At 56.2% G+C, this 15,263-nt stretch carries 15 protein-coding genes; 6 read left to right on the plus strand and 9 right to left on the minus strand.

Annotation, left to right across the window (positions count from 1 at the left end; all coding sequences use genetic code 11):
* Positions 1-65: 65 nt before the first annotated feature.
* On the plus strand, positions 66-2,633 hold the full coding sequence (gene mutS / locus NAZ64_RS04850) for a DNA mismatch repair protein MutS (protein WP_001005802.1): 2,568 nt from the start codon (positions 66-68) through the stop codon (positions 2,631-2,633).
* 55 nt (positions 2,634-2,688) lie between these two features.
* Here mutS and NAZ64_RS04855 read toward each other — a convergent pair whose 3' ends face one another.
* Entirely contained in the window at positions 2,689-3,069 is a 381-nt protein-coding gene (locus tag NAZ64_RS04855) for a DUF4440 domain-containing protein (protein WP_001070458.1), read from the minus strand.
* Positions 3,066-4,274: an MFS transporter gene (locus tag NAZ64_RS04860; RefSeq protein WP_220545807.1), complete on the minus strand. Its 1,209-nt coding sequence runs from the start codon at positions 4,272-4,274 to the stop codon at positions 3,066-3,068. The genes NAZ64_RS04855 and NAZ64_RS04860 overlap by 4 nt, the downstream gene beginning before the upstream one ends.
* An 87-nt stretch (positions 4,275-4,361) precedes the next feature.
* On the opposite strand from NAZ64_RS04860, the gene NAZ64_RS04865 reads away from it, so the two are divergent.
* Positions 4,362-5,294 (plus strand): LysR family transcriptional regulator, encoded by a 933-nt coding sequence (locus NAZ64_RS04865; protein ID WP_220569664.1) that lies wholly within the window; start codon positions 4,362-4,364, stop codon positions 5,292-5,294.
* Positions 5,295-5,335: 41 nt separating this feature from the next.
* On the opposite strand, the gene NAZ64_RS04870 is transcribed toward NAZ64_RS04865, so the two are convergent.
* From NAZ64_RS04870 to ltnD, 6 genes are read right to left on the minus strand one after another with little or no spacing between them, the layout of a single operon-like run.
* Positions 5,336-6,832 carry a GntP family permease gene (locus NAZ64_RS04870; protein ID WP_115285715.1) on the minus strand — a complete coding sequence of 499 codons (1,497 nt, stop codon included), beginning with the start codon at positions 6,830-6,832 and terminating at the stop codon, positions 5,336-5,338.
* The gene (gene denD / locus NAZ64_RS04875) at positions 6,829-7,779 is read right to left on the minus strand and encodes a D-erythronate dehydrogenase (RefSeq protein WP_086801639.1); all 951 of its coding nucleotides are present in this window, start codon (positions 7,777-7,779) and stop codon (positions 6,829-6,831) included. Before denD ends, NAZ64_RS04870 begins: the two co-directional genes overlap by 4 nt.
* 39 nt (positions 7,780-7,818) lie before the next feature.
* A complete protein-coding gene (locus tag NAZ64_RS04880; RefSeq protein WP_001136899.1) occupies positions 7,819-8,595 on the minus strand; it encodes an HPr family phosphocarrier protein in 777 nt (258 codons plus the stop codon).
* A gap of 4 nt (positions 8,596-8,599) precedes the next feature.
* Positions 8,600-9,238 carry a 3-oxo-tetronate 4-phosphate decarboxylase gene (gene otnC, locus NAZ64_RS04885; RefSeq protein WP_000209068.1) on the minus strand — a complete coding sequence of 213 codons (639 nt, stop codon included), beginning with the start codon at positions 9,236-9,238 and terminating at the stop codon, positions 8,600-8,602.
* Entirely contained in the window at positions 9,235-10,497 is a 1,263-nt protein-coding gene (otnK, locus tag NAZ64_RS04890; RefSeq protein ID WP_220569663.1) for a 3-oxo-tetronate kinase, read from the minus strand. The genes otnC and otnK overlap by 4 nt, the downstream gene beginning before the upstream one ends.
* Complete coding sequence (ltnD, locus tag NAZ64_RS04895) at positions 10,491-11,414, minus strand: L-threonate dehydrogenase (protein ID WP_220569662.1); 924 nt, start codon at positions 11,412-11,414, stop codon at positions 10,491-10,493. The genes otnK and ltnD overlap by 7 nt, the downstream gene beginning before the upstream one ends.
* Positions 11,415-11,610: 196 nt before the next feature.
* On the opposite strand from ltnD, the gene ygbI reads away from it, so the two are divergent.
* Complete coding sequence (gene ygbI, locus NAZ64_RS04900; RefSeq protein WP_000613180.1) at positions 11,611-12,375, plus strand: DNA-binding transcriptional repressor YgbI; 765 nt, start codon at positions 11,611-11,613, stop codon at positions 12,373-12,375.
* Between the two features lie 18 nt (positions 12,376-12,393).
* Here ygbI and NAZ64_RS04905 read toward each other — a convergent pair whose 3' ends face one another.
* Positions 12,394-12,798, minus strand: a complete 405-nt coding sequence (locus NAZ64_RS04905; protein ID WP_000423338.1) for a MarR family winged helix-turn-helix transcriptional regulator — start codon at positions 12,796-12,798, stop codon at positions 12,394-12,396.
* Between the two features lie 170 nt (positions 12,799-12,968).
* Here NAZ64_RS04905 and NAZ64_RS04910 point away from each other — a divergent pair, with 170 nt between their 5' ends.
* The 3 genes from NAZ64_RS04910 to NAZ64_RS04920 are packed head-to-tail and all read left to right on the plus strand — an operon-like array spanning position 12,969 to position 15,236.
* Entirely contained in the window at positions 12,969-13,562 is a 594-nt protein-coding gene (locus tag NAZ64_RS04910; RefSeq protein ID WP_001237180.1) for a non-oxidative hydroxyarylic acid decarboxylases subunit B, read from the plus strand.
* Positions 13,562-14,989 carry a non-oxidative hydroxyarylic acid decarboxylases subunit C gene (locus NAZ64_RS04915; RefSeq protein WP_000863168.1) on the plus strand — a complete coding sequence of 476 codons (1,428 nt, stop codon included), beginning with the start codon at positions 13,562-13,564 and terminating at the stop codon, positions 14,987-14,989. Before NAZ64_RS04910 ends, NAZ64_RS04915 begins: the two co-directional genes overlap by 1 nt.
* Before the next feature lie 10 nt (positions 14,990-14,999).
* Positions 15,000-15,236, plus strand: coding sequence for a non-oxidative hydroxyarylic acid decarboxylases subunit D (locus tag NAZ64_RS04920; RefSeq protein ID WP_000562964.1), 237 nt, complete (start codon positions 15,000-15,002; stop codon positions 15,234-15,236).
* The last annotated feature ends 27 nt before the right edge of the window (positions 15,237-15,263 follow it).

Here is a 15,263-nt window from a genome sequence, read left to right on the forward strand (position 1 = left end):
GTTTATAAGGGTTTTACCCGGGGCCACATGAGCACTTGAAAGAATAAAAAACGAGTAAAATCAATATGAATGAGTCATTTGATAAGGACTTCTCCAACCACACCCCGATGATGCAGCAGTATCTCAAGCTGAAAGCCCAGCATCCGGAGATCCTACTCTTTTATCGTATGGGAGACTTTTACGAGCTGTTTTATGACGACGCAAAGCGTGCGTCGCAGCTGCTCGATATTTCGCTGACCAAACGCGGCGCATCGGCTGGCGAACCTATCCCTATGGCGGGTATCCCGCACCACGCCGTAGAAAACTACCTCGCGAAACTGGTCAATCAGGGCGAATCCGTCGCTATTTGCGAACAGATTGGCGATCCGGCCACCAGCAAAGGTCCTGTTGAACGTAAGGTCGTGCGTATCGTTACGCCTGGCACCATCAGCGATGAAGCCCTGTTACAGGAGCGTCAGGATAACCTGCTGGCGGCTATCTGGCAGGATGGTAAAGGCTACGGTTACGCCACGCTGGATATCAGCTCCGGGCGCTTTCGTCTGAGCGAACCCGCCGACCGTGAAACGATGGCCGCAGAGCTGCAGCGCACCAATCCCGCCGAACTGTTGTATGCCGAAGATTTTGCTGAAATGGCGTTAATAGAGGGACGCCGGGGTCTGCGCCGTCGCCCGTTGTGGGAGTTTGAGATTGATACCGCCCGCCAGCAGTTAAATCTGCAATTCGGTACGCGGGATCTGGTCGGTTTCGGCGTCGAAAATGCCTCGCGTGGATTATGTGCGGCAGGCTGCCTGTTACAGTACGCAAAAGATACCCAGCGCACCTCCCTGCCGCATATTCGTTCCATTACGATGGAACGCCAGCAGGACAGCATCATTATGGATGCCGCGACCCGCCGCAATCTGGAAATTACCCAAAACCTGGCCGGTGGTGTCGAAAATACCCTCGCCGCGGTGCTTGACTGTACCGTGACGCCAATGGGTAGCCGAATGCTTAAACGCTGGCTGCATATGCCGGTACGAAATACCGACATATTGCGTGAACGCCAGCAGACCATCGGCGCCTTGCAGGACACCGTCAGCGAACTGCAACCGGTGCTGCGTCAGGTCGGCGATTTGGAGCGTATCCTTGCGCGTCTGGCGCTGCGCACCGCGCGTCCGCGCGATCTCGCCCGAATGCGTCACGCCTTCCAGCAGTTGCCGGAATTGCACGCTCAGCTTGAAACCGTTGACAGCGCGCCGGTACAGGCGTTGCGTAAAAAAATGGGCGATTTCGCCGAGCTGCGCGACCTCCTGGAACGCGCCATTATTGACGCGCCGCCGGTACTGGTCCGCGACGGCGGCGTTATTGCGCCCGGCTACCATGAAGAGCTGGACGAATGGCGCGCGCTGGCGGACGGCGCCACCGATTATCTCGATCGTCTGGAAATTCGCGAACGTGAGCGTACCGGGCTGGATACACTGAAAGTCGGCTATAACGCGGTACATGGTTATTACATTCAGATTAGCCGTGGTCAAAGCCATCTGGCGCCCATCAATTATGTGCGTCGCCAGACGCTGAAAAATGCCGAACGCTACATTATTCCTGAGCTTAAAGAGTACGAAGATAAAGTTCTGACCTCGAAAGGCAAAGCGCTGGCGCTGGAAAAACAGCTATATGACGAATTGTTTGATCTGCTGTTGCCACATCTGGCCGATTTACAGCAGAGCGCCAACGCGCTGGCGGAACTGGATGTGCTGGTTAACCTGGCCGAACGCGCCTGGACGCTGAATTACACCTGCCCGACATTTACCGATAAACCCGGTATCCGTATTACCGAAGGTCGCCACCCGGTGGTTGAACAGGTACTGAATGAGCCGTTTATCGCTAACCCGCTCAATCTGTCGCCGCAGCGCCGGATGTTGATCATTACCGGCCCCAATATGGGCGGTAAAAGTACCTATATGCGACAAACGGCATTGATCGCCCTGCTGGCCTATATCGGCAGTTACGTTCCGGCGCAAAACGTGGAAATCGGCCCCATCGACCGTATTTTTACCCGCGTCGGCGCAGCGGACGACCTGGCCTCCGGGCGTTCGACCTTTATGGTGGAGATGACCGAAACCGCGAACATTTTGCATAATGCGACGGAAAACAGTCTGGTATTGATGGATGAAATCGGGCGCGGTACCTCCACGTATGACGGGCTGTCGTTGGCCTGGGCCTGCGCGGAGAATCTCGCGAATAAGATTAAAGCGTTAACGCTGTTCGCTACCCACTACTTCGAGCTGACCCAATTACCGGAGAAAATGGAAGGCGTGGCGAACGTCCACCTGGATGCGCTGGAACACGGCGATACTATCGCGTTTATGCACAGCGTGCAGGACGGCGCGGCAAGTAAGAGCTATGGCCTGGCGGTCGCGGCGCTTGCGGGCGTCCCTAAAGAAGTCATCAAACGCGCGCGCCAAAAACTCCGCGAGCTGGAGAGCATCTCGCCCAATGCGGCGGCAACGCAGGTGGACGGCACGCAAATGTCGTTGCTTGCCGCCCCGGAAGAGACATCGCCCGCCGTTGAAGCGCTGGAGAATCTCGATCCGGACTCCCTGACGCCACGCCAGGCGCTGGAGTGGATCTATCGGCTGAAAAGTCTGGTGTAAACGTGTCAGACCCGATAGCGCGGCGCTATCGGGTCTGCGCGCCGGAACAGGCTTTTCAGGCTGTGACTGTCGTTTCGTGTAAATGACGCCAGACTATCCGTCCTCTTTCCCTTTTTAAAATGACCGTCGACCAGCGTACCGTCTCGGCCTGGCCCGGCAGTTGCTGGCGCTCACGATAACGCAGCGCGGCGCCTTCCGGCCACTCCGCCACAAGGTCAATGTGCTCAACCACGATAACCAGCCCCGGGCGACACGCGCGCTGCGCCTGGAAAAAAGCGCCCAGCGCCGGATAATCCAGACAAACACCGCCTGGCGTTATCATCGTAAAATCAGCAGCGAAACGCGCTATCAACGCCTCCAGGCTACCCATCCCCTTACTAAGCCAGTTCTCAATCGCCGCATGGGCGTGAATAATTTCATCTTTATATGGATTCATGATCTTTCCTTTTTCAGGCACAGAAGCGCCTGTCTATTGTTCAGACAGACAGCGTAAATAAGGGGCAGCAGGGTGATACCGGCGGCGGCAATAAAGGTCCAGCGATAAGCAACCTCAAGCGACATAACGCGCTGGAGCACGTTTAACAGCAGCGTCAACAGCGTCGCGCCAAGGAAAAAGCTGATCTGACGATTAAGATTCCATAGCGCGCTGGCGTCAGGCATGTCCCGGCGAGCAATAGTCAGGAAAGCGCCACTCTGCGCGGTACTGCTGCACAAACTGCCGCCAGCGCCCATTAAGGCGAATATCATCATCAGTACACGGTGCGATGTCGCAGGCGTAACGTTAGTTAAAAGCAGTATCCCTGCGGCCTGAAGAAGACAGCCGACGATAATCAGCGGACGCGGCCCAAGCCGATTGAAGTAACGTCCGGTAAGCATAATGGCGACAAATGAAGCGATCGACCAGGGAAGCATCAGCGACCCCGCCGCCGCAGGCGATAGCTGCGCGACGTTCTGTAGATAAAACATCCCGACCACGCTGATACCAATGAACATACCCGGTACGCACAGATAGACGATCATGGCAAAACGCAGCAGCCTGTCCGTCAACAACGGCAGATGGAGCAATCTTGCTGACGCCATTGTCGTCGACGCGGCGTTCAGCCAACGATAAGCGAGCAATAAAGTGAGAACGGCCACCGGCAGCGTGGCAAAGAATATCCAGCGCCAGCCGCACGTTTCCACCAGCAGCCCGCCAATCGCAGGCGAACATGCCGGCGCCAGTAGCGCCACCATCATGACAACCGATGACACGCCAGCGCGTTCATGCGGTTTAAACTGTTGCCAGGTTAACGCCTGACCAACCGGGATCAATAAGCCACCGCCCGCCCCCTGCACAATACGCCAGAAAACAAGGCTGTGTAAGGAATCGGCAAAACCTGCGGCAGCGGCGGCAACGCTAAACAGGATGAGCGAAAATATGATCAACCGTCGTGCGCCGAGATAACGTGAAAGAAACGCGCTAAACGGAACGATCAGCGTTAATCCTGCGATATAACCGTTACTCACCCATGCCAGCGCCGATATGGACGTATGCAGATCCACGGACATCGCAGGAAAAGCCACGCTGGCAATAAACAGATTAATCAGATCAAGAAAGAAGCCGAGCAGGTAAACCACTGCCACTTTACTGCGATACGTCATTATGCATCCTCCGTCAGAGGCGCTAATGTAGCCGTCCGGAGAAAGCCAGATAAGTCCGCGCTTCAACGATATACTGTCAAAATAATTTTGACAGTAAAGGAGCTCGCCATGCTCAATTTGCAGCGTATGTCGCTGTTTATCGCCGTGGTAGATAGCGGCAGCTTCACGGCCGCTGCCGCCGCATCGGGCCAAACAAAAGCGGTAGTGAGTTTTAATATTCGGCAGCTTGAAAAAGAGCTTGGCGTAACGTTACTGCTACGTTCCACCCGACGACTGACGCTCACAGACGCCGGCGTCCTCTTTTACCAAAAAGGCGTGAATTTACTCAATGCCGCGAAAAATTTGCAGGATGAAGTGCGTGCCAGCCATAGTGGGCTGGGCGGCGAGTTACGTATTACCACTACGCCCGAGTTTGGCGAACAGGTGGTCATTCCGGTACTGGCGCAGTTTAGTCAGCGCCATCCCGATCTCCGTATTCGACATATGTCCTCATCACATCATGCCGATTTAATTGCCGAGCGCTTTGATGTGGCGATTCGGCTTGGCTCGCTGGCGGACTCCCGCTATCGCGCCGCGCTGATATCCCGCTTTACCATTCTGCCGGTCGCCGCGCCGCAGTGGCTCGCCCGCCACCCTGTGTCGTCACTGGAGTCGTTGGCCCAGGCGCAATGGATTATTCATGAGCGATTACCTACGCCGCTACGGTGGACAGTAACGAATAATCATGGCCAACACTCACGTCTGGAGATAAGCAAAGCCGGCAAAATTTCTGTCGACAGCGCGCGCTCGCTGATGGGCTTCGCTCTCGCGGGAAGCGGCGTCGCATTACTGCCGCAATGGTTAGTCAACACCGCACTGGAGGATGGAACGTTAATTCACCTGTTACCCGACTATCATTTTCCCCGTCAGGGCATTTATGCCGTTTATCCGGACGCCCGCCATGTATCGACAAAAGTACGCACATTTATTGATTTTTTACGTTCGCAATGGGATTGCGGGGAGCACGCCCCATCATTGTAGCCAGTCCGGGAGCATTGCGCTCCCGGACGGATAATACCGTCTTAATCCTTAACTACCAGCTTGTCTTTGATCCCCTGCGCCTGCCAACGCACCCACAGCATAATTGCCGCCAGAACGACAATCGGCAGTAACGGATCGAGCCAACTGCCGCCGGAACCAAACAGCAGGTTAATCAGCGCCACGCCGGTGCCGCCAATCGCCCAGGCAATGGTCGTCGGTACAGACCAAACCACCATCTGCTGTTTGACATCAGAGACGCCCATCATGCGGTTAACCACCCAGAACAGGCTATCGTTGAAGTAGCCGAAGAACAGCGACCCCATCGTTGCGGCCTGAGCGGCAAGCAACATATTGATGCCGGGGATCTGCGCCAGGATCGGCGCGGAAATCGAGGCGGCAGTGATCATCGCCACCGTCCCCGATCCCTGAATCAGGCGTACCAGCGTCGCCACGATAAACGGGATCAGGATCGGCGAGATCGGCAGGTTGGCAACCTGCTCCGCCAGCTGTTGCCCCGCGCCGCTGTCGCGCAGGATCGCGCCCAACGCGCCGCCAGCGCCCGTGACCAGTAAGATAATCCCGGCGCTTTGCAAGCCCTCTTCCAGACGCTCTGCGGTGGTATGTTTATCCATGCGCGGCACCAGCGTATACACCGCCAGCAGAACGCTGATGGCCAACGCGATCACTGGGCTTCCCACAAAGTTGATTGCCTGTACCACCGGATGCGTCGCCAGGCCGGACCATCCTTCTATGGTAGCGAGGGTGGAACAGATAGCCTTCAGGAAGATCAGCACGATCGGCACCACAATAGGCAACAGAGAGAGCGTCAAACTCGGCAGATCCTTTTGCTCTTTCTCTTTATTGTACTGCTCCAGCGCGGCATTGACTTCATCGGCGTTCAGCGTGCGCGGCACGAAATCAGGGTAGCGTTTATCCAGCCACTGCGCATAGAGCACAATGCCGATCACACAGGGCACCGCCAGCGCCATCCCGGTCAATAACATTGCGCCGATGTCGACGTTAAAAATCCCGGCTACCCCCAGCGGACCGGGCGTCGGAGGTACCGTATGGTGAGTGACCACCAGCCCGCCCGCCAGCGCGACGCCCAGCGTCAGTAGCGAACGTTTACCGCTTTTCGCCAGCGCTTTCGCCACCGGATAAAGAATGACAAAAGCGGAATCGACGAAAATGGGGATGCTGACAATATAACCCGTGATCGCCAGCGCCCACTCTTCACGACGTTTCCCCAACCATTTGATAAAGCTCCAGGCGATACGCTCCGCCGCGCCGGAAACCTCCAGCAAGCGCCCCATCATTACGCCGAGACCAATTACCAGACCAATGCTGCCCAGCGTCGTACCGAATCCGCTGGTGATGACAGAGAGCGTTTTATCAATGCCCATTCCCCCCAACAGACCGGCGATACAGGCCGCCGCCAGCATCGCGATCAGCGCATGAACACGAGTGCGTAACACCAGCCATACCAGAACGAAAACGGCAACGATCAGGCCGATAATTGGGGTCGGTAAACTTGTCATGACCTCCCCTCCATATCATCTTGTCGAAAGCGTTCGATAATGTCATCGAAGCGTTTATCGGCGACAAAACCTAACGCCAGCGCATGCTGGTTATCGATACGTCCCGGCCAGGAGGCGACAATTTTCTCGACGCCTTCGTCGCGCTGATGCGTAACCCGATCGCGCGCCGCCTGACCGCCCGCCTGACGCAACGTTTCCAGCATCTCGCCCACGGTTACGCTGATCCCCGGTAAGTTGATGCTGCTCGCCTCGCCAGGCGCGGGTAACGTTGCGGCCAGCGACAGGTTATGGATCACCGTCGCCGGGCTGGAAATCCACAGCCGCAAACTTTCCGATACCGGGCAGACGGTCGTCTCGCCCTGCAACGGTTCACGAATAATCGCGCTGACAAAAGAAGAGGCGGCGCGGTTTGGTTTACCCGGGCGAACACAGATCGTCGGCAAACGCAGCGCCAGCCCATCCACATAGCCTTTGCGGGTATAGTCGTTGACCAACAGTTCACAGGCGGCCTTCTGCGCGCCATAAGACGAGCGCGGCGTGAGCGCGGTGGTATCGGTGACGCATTCCGGCAGCGTACCGCCATAAACGGCAAGCGAGCTGGAGAAGACAAAACGAATTTTCTGCGGTTGCCGACGACACGCCTCAAGTAACTGGCGGGTAAGATCCAGGTTAACTTTCCATCCCAGATCGAAATCGTCTTCCGCATGGCTGCTGACAATCGCAGCGAGATGATAAACAACAGAGGTATTAGCGGTAATCACATTCTCCAGCACGCCCGGCTGGGTTAAGTCAGCCTCCAGACAGCGTAAACGTGGGGAGTCTGATAACCGCGCAGGCATTTTTAAATCAACAAGAAGCAGTTCGTTAAACGCCAGCGATGAGTTTAATAAGGCGCTTGCGAGTTTCTGGCCTAAAAAGCCGCCCCCGCCGGTAATGATAATCTGCATCCGGATGTCCTCTTTATTGTTGTGTAGGGTAGTTCAGGGTTAGCGCCAGGCGTTAAACCAGCCAAGCCCGTCCTGAGTGGTATTCCGTGGTTGGTATTCGCAGCCTATCCAGCCGCGATAACCTACGTCATCGAACAGCCGGAACAGCCACGGGTAGTTGATCTCGCCATCATCCGGTTCATGTCTGTCCGGTAGCGAAGCGATTTGTACATGGGCATAGCGGCCCGCATACTCGCGAATCAGGTGACTCAAATTGCCATCCACTTTTTGCGCATGGAAAGTGTCGAGCTGGATGAACACATTCGGACGGTCAACCTCTTCTGCGATGCCCAGCGCCTGATATTGGCTGGAAAAGAGGTAGCCGGGTTTAACGCCGGGACTCAGCGCTTCGATCAAAATACGTTTATCGTGGGCGGCAAACCGGTCGGCGGCATAACGCAAATTATCGATAAACGTGGCGCGATAACGTGCGCCATCAGCGCCATCCGGCACGACGCCCGCCATGATGTGAACCTGCTCACATTCCAGCGCCAGAGCGTATTCCAGAGCCAGATCAATATCGGCGCGCGCGTCGTGTTCGCGCCCCGGTAGCGCGGCACGTCCCCACTCGCCCGCCGCGGTATCACCCGCCGAAGTATTAAACAGCGCCAGCGTCAGATCATGACGCGATAGCTGGGCTTTAATCTCGCTGGCGGCAAAGCCGTAGGGGAACAGAAACTCAACGGCCTGAAAACCGGCTTCGGCAGCAGCGGCAAAACGCTCGATAAACGGCACTTCGGTAAACATCATCGACAAATTGGCGGCAAAACGCGGCATCGGGTTATCTCCTTAACTGCGCAATTTCTTCGGTGGTTAAATAACGAATCGGGCGTTCGCCAAGGATAAAAATCAGCTTTGCCGTCTCTTCCAGCTCCTCGGTATTATTAGCGGCTTCCTGCAAATTCTCCCCGCACACGACCGGCCCATGATTAGCCAGTAAAAAGGCCTGATGCCGGGCCGCCAGCGCAGCCAAATCGCGAGCAATTCGGTCATCCCCCGGGCGATAGTAGGGAACCAGCGGAATGTCTCCCATCCGCATCACCACATAGGGGGTAAACGGGCGAATCACATTTTGCGGGTCCAGTCCTTCGAGACAGGAAAGCGCCGTTGACCAGGTGCTGTGCAGATGAACCACTGCCTTGCAGCAAGGGTTATTGCGATACAACGCCAGATGAAAACGCACCTCTTTAGACGGTTTATCGCCACTGAGCCATTCGCCCTGCGGGTCCACTTTGGATAGCCGCTGCGGGTCGAGATTACCCAGACACGAACCGGTGGGCGTCGCCAGAATATTGCCGTCCGGCAGTAACAGCGAGAGGTTGCCTGCCGAGCCGGTAGCATAGCCGCGCTGGAAAAACGAGGCGGCTATCCTGACCATCTCTTCTCGCAAAGCGTGCTCTTCTTTTGCCAGTGTCGTCATACCTGAAACTCCCTTTGAGCGCGGATGAAAAAGGATTCATCGCCAAAATTGCCTGACTTTAGCGCCAGCGAGACTGGCGCATGGAGCGCGTTGACCCACGGCACGCCGGGTGAAATGCACGGTCCGATGTGAAAACCGGTAATACCGAGGCTTTGCGTCACCACGCCCGAGGTTTCGCCGCCCGCCACGATAAACCGGGTGATACCGCCTTCCGCTAAGCGAGCGGCCAGCAGGGAAAAGAGCGCCTCTACCGCATGGCTGGCTTCAGTAGCGCCATATTGCTGCTGGATGGCGGCCAGCGCCTGCGTGGAGGCGGTGGCGCTAATCATTGGCGCCAGTTCGCTGTCCTGACTGAGCACCCACTGCGCCAGCGCTTCGGCGTAGGCCTCGCGCGTCTCGGATGACAGGCAGCGCGCCACGTCAACGTCGCGTGTGGGAGCATGTTGTCGATAGAAGGCCACCTGCTGATTCGTCATTTGTGAACAGGAACCGGAAAGCACCACCGCGCGACCGCTCAGCGGATAGCCTGCGGAACGGGCCTGAGAAACGCCGTGCTTCGCCCACTGACGCGCCAACCCCATTGCCAGCCCGGAACCGCCGGTCACTAACGGGGCATCACGCAAAACCTCGCCCTGGATTTCCAGATGCCGCTCATTGAGCGCGTCAAGTACTGCGTAGCGATACCCTTCCTGCTGTAAACGCGACAGCGCCGTACGGGTCGCGGCAACGCCTTCATCAAGCGTCTGAGTCGGAATAACGCCGCAGCGCCCTTGTGCCTGCGCTTCCATCAAACGCGGCAGGTAGCTGTCGGTCATCGGATTGATAGGGTGGTGGCGCATACCGGACTCCGCCAGCAAGTGGTTCATGACAAACAGATAGCCCTGATAAACCGTGCGTCCGTTAACCGGCAGCGCGGGAGAAATCACGGTAAATGAGGTATCCAGCGCCACCATCAGCGCATCGGTGACCGGGCCGATATTGCCTTCGGCGGTACTATCGAAAGTCGAGCAATATTTGAAATAGACTTGCTGGCAGCCCTGTTTTTTCAGCCATACCAGCGCCGCCAGCGATTGTTTTATCGCCTCTTGCGCCGGGCATGAGCGGGTTTTCAGGCTGATAACCACCGCGTCGCACCCTTCCGGTTGCGTCCCGGTTGGGACATCATTGATCTGCACTGTCGGCATCCCGTTTTCGACCAGAAAACTGGCGATGTCGGTCGCGCCGGTAAAATCATCGGCAATGACGCCAATTTTTAACATGACGGCTCCTCAGGCGTGACGCCAGGCAGAGTAATCCCTGAGAAAATTTTGATCACAGCGCTGTCATCCTCTTTGCCATAACCGGCGTTACTGGCGCTGGTGAACATATTTAACGCCGTAGAGGCCAGCGGTAAGGGGAAGCGCAGCGCTTTCGCCGTGTCGGCAACCAGCCCCAAATCTTTGACAAAAATGTCGACGGCCGAACGCGGGGTATAGTCGCCGTCAACGACATGCTGCATACGGTTTTCGAACATCCAGGAGTTGCCGGCGGCATGGATCACGACGTCATACATCACGTCCAGAGGAATACCGGCCCGCGCGGCCAGCGCCATCGCTTCGGCCGCCGCCGCAATATGCACGCCAGCCAGCAGCTGATGAATGATTTTGACAGTTGAGCCTGCGCCCGGCGTATCGCTGATGCGATAAACGTTGCTGGCAACGGCGTCCAGCACAGGCTTCAGGCGGGTAAACGCCGCCTCGCTTCCGGAGGCCATCACCGTCATTTCGCCCTGCGCCGCTTTTACCGCGCCGCCGGAAACCGGCGCATCCAGCATGTTAAGATTCAATGCCGTCAACGCCGCGGCGATCTCTTGCGCGTCGGCGCTTGAGATCGTAGACGAAACCATCACCGCGCTTCCGGGTTTCATCAGATGGGCGACGCCATCCTCACCGAATAACACCTGTCTGACCTGGGCGGCATTGACGACCAGAATGACTAACGCATCCACGACGCCGGCGAACTCCCTGGCGCTGGCGGCAGCCCCACAAGCCCCTTCAGCAAGAAGATTCGCGCACGCTTGCGGGTTAAGATCGGCCCCCCATGTGGAAAGTCCGGCGCGCAGGCATGAACGCGCAGCGCCCATTCCCATTGAGCCAAGCCCCACAATGCCGACATGAAAATCAGTTCCTGTTGTCATTATCACTCCATGTTAATTTACGTGATATTATGTTTTGTTATGTGAATATAGGCGTTTTTGTAAACAATTGCGGTGAGTTGTTTCACAAAAAATAACAAAATGTGTTATTTTTTGTGAAGGCAATCCTCATAGAACTTCACACGCTGTGACGAGAAATCGCGTAAAATCGCGACAGGACTAAAGAAAGGAGCAGACGTTGATACCTACTGAGCGTCGACAAATCATTCTTGATATGGTGGCGGAGAAAGGCATCGTCAGTATCGCTGAACTGACCGAGCGCATGCATGTATCCCACATGACTATCCGCCGTGATTTACAAAAACTGGAGCAGCAAGGCGCGGTAATCCAGGTCTCTGGCGGCGTGCAATCATCGACTCGCGTGGCGCACGAACCCTCGCATCAGATCAAAACCGAACTGGCGACGCCGCAGAAAGCGGCGATTGGCAAACTGGCCGCCAGCCTGGTACAGCCAGAAAGCTGTATCTACCTTGATGCAGGTACTACCACGCTGGCGATTGCCAGGCAGCTGGTTACGATGAATAAACTTACGGTGGTGACCAATGATTTCGTTATCGCCGATTACCTGATGGACAACAGCGGTTGCACAATTATTCACACTGGCGGGGCGGTATGCCGGGAAAACCGGTCGTGCGTCGGTGAAGCCGCGGCGACGCTTTTGCGCGGGCTGATGATTGACCAGGCCTTTATTTCCGCCTCTTCCTGGAGCGTGCGCGGTATTTCAACGCCGGCAGAAGATAAAGTCACGGTGAAACGGGCCGTCGCCAGCGCCAGCCGCCAAAAAATTCTGGTGTGCGACGCGACCAAATACGGCCAGGTCGCGACGTGGCTGGCGTTACCGCTGGCGGAATTCAACCAAATCGTCACCGATGACGGCCTGCCGGAAAGCGCAATTCGGGCGCTGGCCAAAGTGGATATCTCACTGCTGATGGCCAAAAAATAGCGAAGCGGCGCAAGCCGCTTACGTCATCATCTTGCGTACCAGTTGCGTAAACTGTTCGCGTTCTTCAGCGCTCAGTCGCCCCAAAAACTCATCGTCAACGCGATCCCCCAGTGGTATCGCGGCGGCGAGCAACGTTTGGCCCTGAACGGTGAGATAGACAAAACGCCGACGTTTATCCAGCGGATCGTTTTCTCGCTTTACCAGCCCACGATTTTCCATCCGGCTTAACATCTCCGCCAGCGTCGCTTTAGTGCTGACCGCCGCTTCGGTCAGATCGACCTGTTCAATACCCGGATGTTCAGCAATAACGCGCATCACCGCATATTGAGGTTTGGTGAGCTCCGGTAGCTCATGCTGCCAGCGTGCGGTATGTTGCTGAAAAAGTTGGCGTAACAGATGAAACGCGGTGTTTCGTAACTCCATGAGCGCTCCGGATAAATTAACTTTTTCTATCATAACGACTTATGCACGGTTTTTTAATGACGAATGCTTTAGCTAAACGTGCGCAGGCGTCGGGAGCGATCTTGTCGCAAAGGCCGAGTGGGCGTATTTTGATCAAAATGTTCGTATACGAACGATATTTGAGGTAAGAAATGAGATTGATTGTGGGGATGACCGGTGCGACCGGCGCGCCGCTTGGCGTCGAGCTACTCCAGGCATTGCGGGCGATACCTGATGTTGAAACGCATCTGGTAATGTCAAAGTGGGCGAAAACCACTATTGAACTGGAGACGCCCTACACGCCCGCTGAGGTAGCCGCCCTGGCAGATTATTGTCATAGCCCGGCCGATCAGGCGGCGACCATTTCCTCCGGCTCATTTCGTACCGACGGCATGATTATTATCCCCTGCAGTATGAAAACACTGGCGGGGGTTCGCGCCGGCTATGCCGAGGGGCTGGTGGGACGCGCTGCCGATGTCGTGTTGAAAGAGGGTCGCAAGCTGGTGCTTGTACCGCGGGAAATGCCGCTCAGCACGATTCATCTGGAAAACATGCTTGCGCTTTCTCGTATGGGGGTGGCGATAGTGCCGCCCATGCCCGCGTTCTACAACCTGCCGCAAACCGTTGACGATATTATCCAGCACATCGTAGCGCGCGTTCTCGACCAGTTTGGTCTGGAGCATACGCGCGCGCGTCGCTGGCAAGGACTGCGACAGGCAGCAAATTTTTCACAGGAGAATGGATAATGGCATTTGATGATTTGCGCAGTTTTTTACATGCGCTGGATCAGCAGGGACAACTGCTGAAAATCAGCGAGGAAGTGAATGCGGAGCCGGATCTCGCCGCCGCTGCCAACGCAACGGGACGCATCGGCGATGGCGCGCCCGCGCTGTGGTTTGACAATATTCGTGGTTTTACCGACGCCCGCGTGGCGATGAATACCATCGGTTCCTGGCAGAACCATGCCATCTCACTGGGTTTGCCGCCTAACACGCCGGTTAAAAAACAGATCGATGAATTTATTCGCCGCTGGGACAATTTTCCGGTAGCGCCGGAACGACGGGCGAATCCGGGCTGGGCGGAAAATACCGTCGACGGCGACGCGATCAACCTGTTTGATATCCTGCCGCTGTTTCGTCTGAACGACGGCGACGGCGGATTCTATCTGGATAAAGCCTGTGTGGTATCACGCGATCCGCTCGATCCCGATAACTTCGGCAAGCAGAATGTCGGCATCTACCGTATGGAAGTTAAAGGCAAGCGTAAGCTGGGTCTGCAACCAGTGCCGATGCATGATATCGCATTGCACCTGCACAAAGCTGAAGAGCGCGGGGAAGATCTGCCGATTGCGATCACGTTGGGTAACGATCCGATCATTACCCTGATGGGCGCAACGCCGCTGAAATACGATCAGTCAGAGTATGAAATGGCAGGCGCGCTGCGTGAAAGCCCCTATCCTATCGCCACCGCGCCGTTGACCGGTTTTGATGTGCCGTGGGGATCTGAAGTCATTCTTGAAGGGGTCATCGAAAGCCGTAAACGTGAAATTGAAGGACCGTTCGGCGAATTTACCGGCCACTATTCCGGCGGTCGCAACATGACCGTGGTGCGTATCGATAAGGTCTCTTACCGCAGCAAACCCATTTTTGAATCGCTCTATTTGGGTATGCCGTGGACGGAAATCGACTACCTGATGGGGCCGGCGACCTGCGTGCCACTGTATCAACAGTTGAAAGCCGAATTTCCGGAAGTGCAGGCGGTAAACGCCATGTACACCCACGGCCTGCTGGCCATCATCTCGACCAAAAAACGCTACGGCGGCTTTGCCCGTGCGGTGGGCCTGCGAGCGATGACGACGCCGCATGGTCTGGGATATGTGAAGATGGTGATCATGGTCGATGAAGATGTCGATCCATTCAATCTGCCACAGGTGATGTGGGCGTTGTCGTCGAAAGTGAATCCGGCAGGCGATCTGGTACAGCTACCGAATATGTCCGTCCTGGAACTGGACCCGGGCTCAAGCCCGGCGGGGATTACCGACAAGCTGATCATTGACGCCACCACGCCGGTTGCGCCAGATAACCGTGGTCACTATAGCCAGCCGGTTGTTGATTTACCGGAAACTAAAGCCTGGGCTGAAAAGCTGACCGCCATGCTGGCAAACCGTAAATAAGGAGTAACCGATGATTTGTCCACGCTGTGCCGATGCACATATTGAACTCATGGCGACTTCGCCGGTAAAAGGAGTCTGGACGGTATATCAGTGTCAGCATTGTCTGTATACCTGGCGCGATACCGAACCGTTACGCCGTACCAGCCGCGAACACTATCCACAAGCGTTTCGCATGACGCAAAAAGATATTGATGACGCGCCAATGGTGCCGAGTATCCCGCCGCTGCTGGCAGAAGACAAACGGTAAAAAAAAGGCCAGTCGACAGACTGGCCT

The sequence above is a fragment of the Salmonella sp. A1325 genome, from assembly GCF_056991255.1.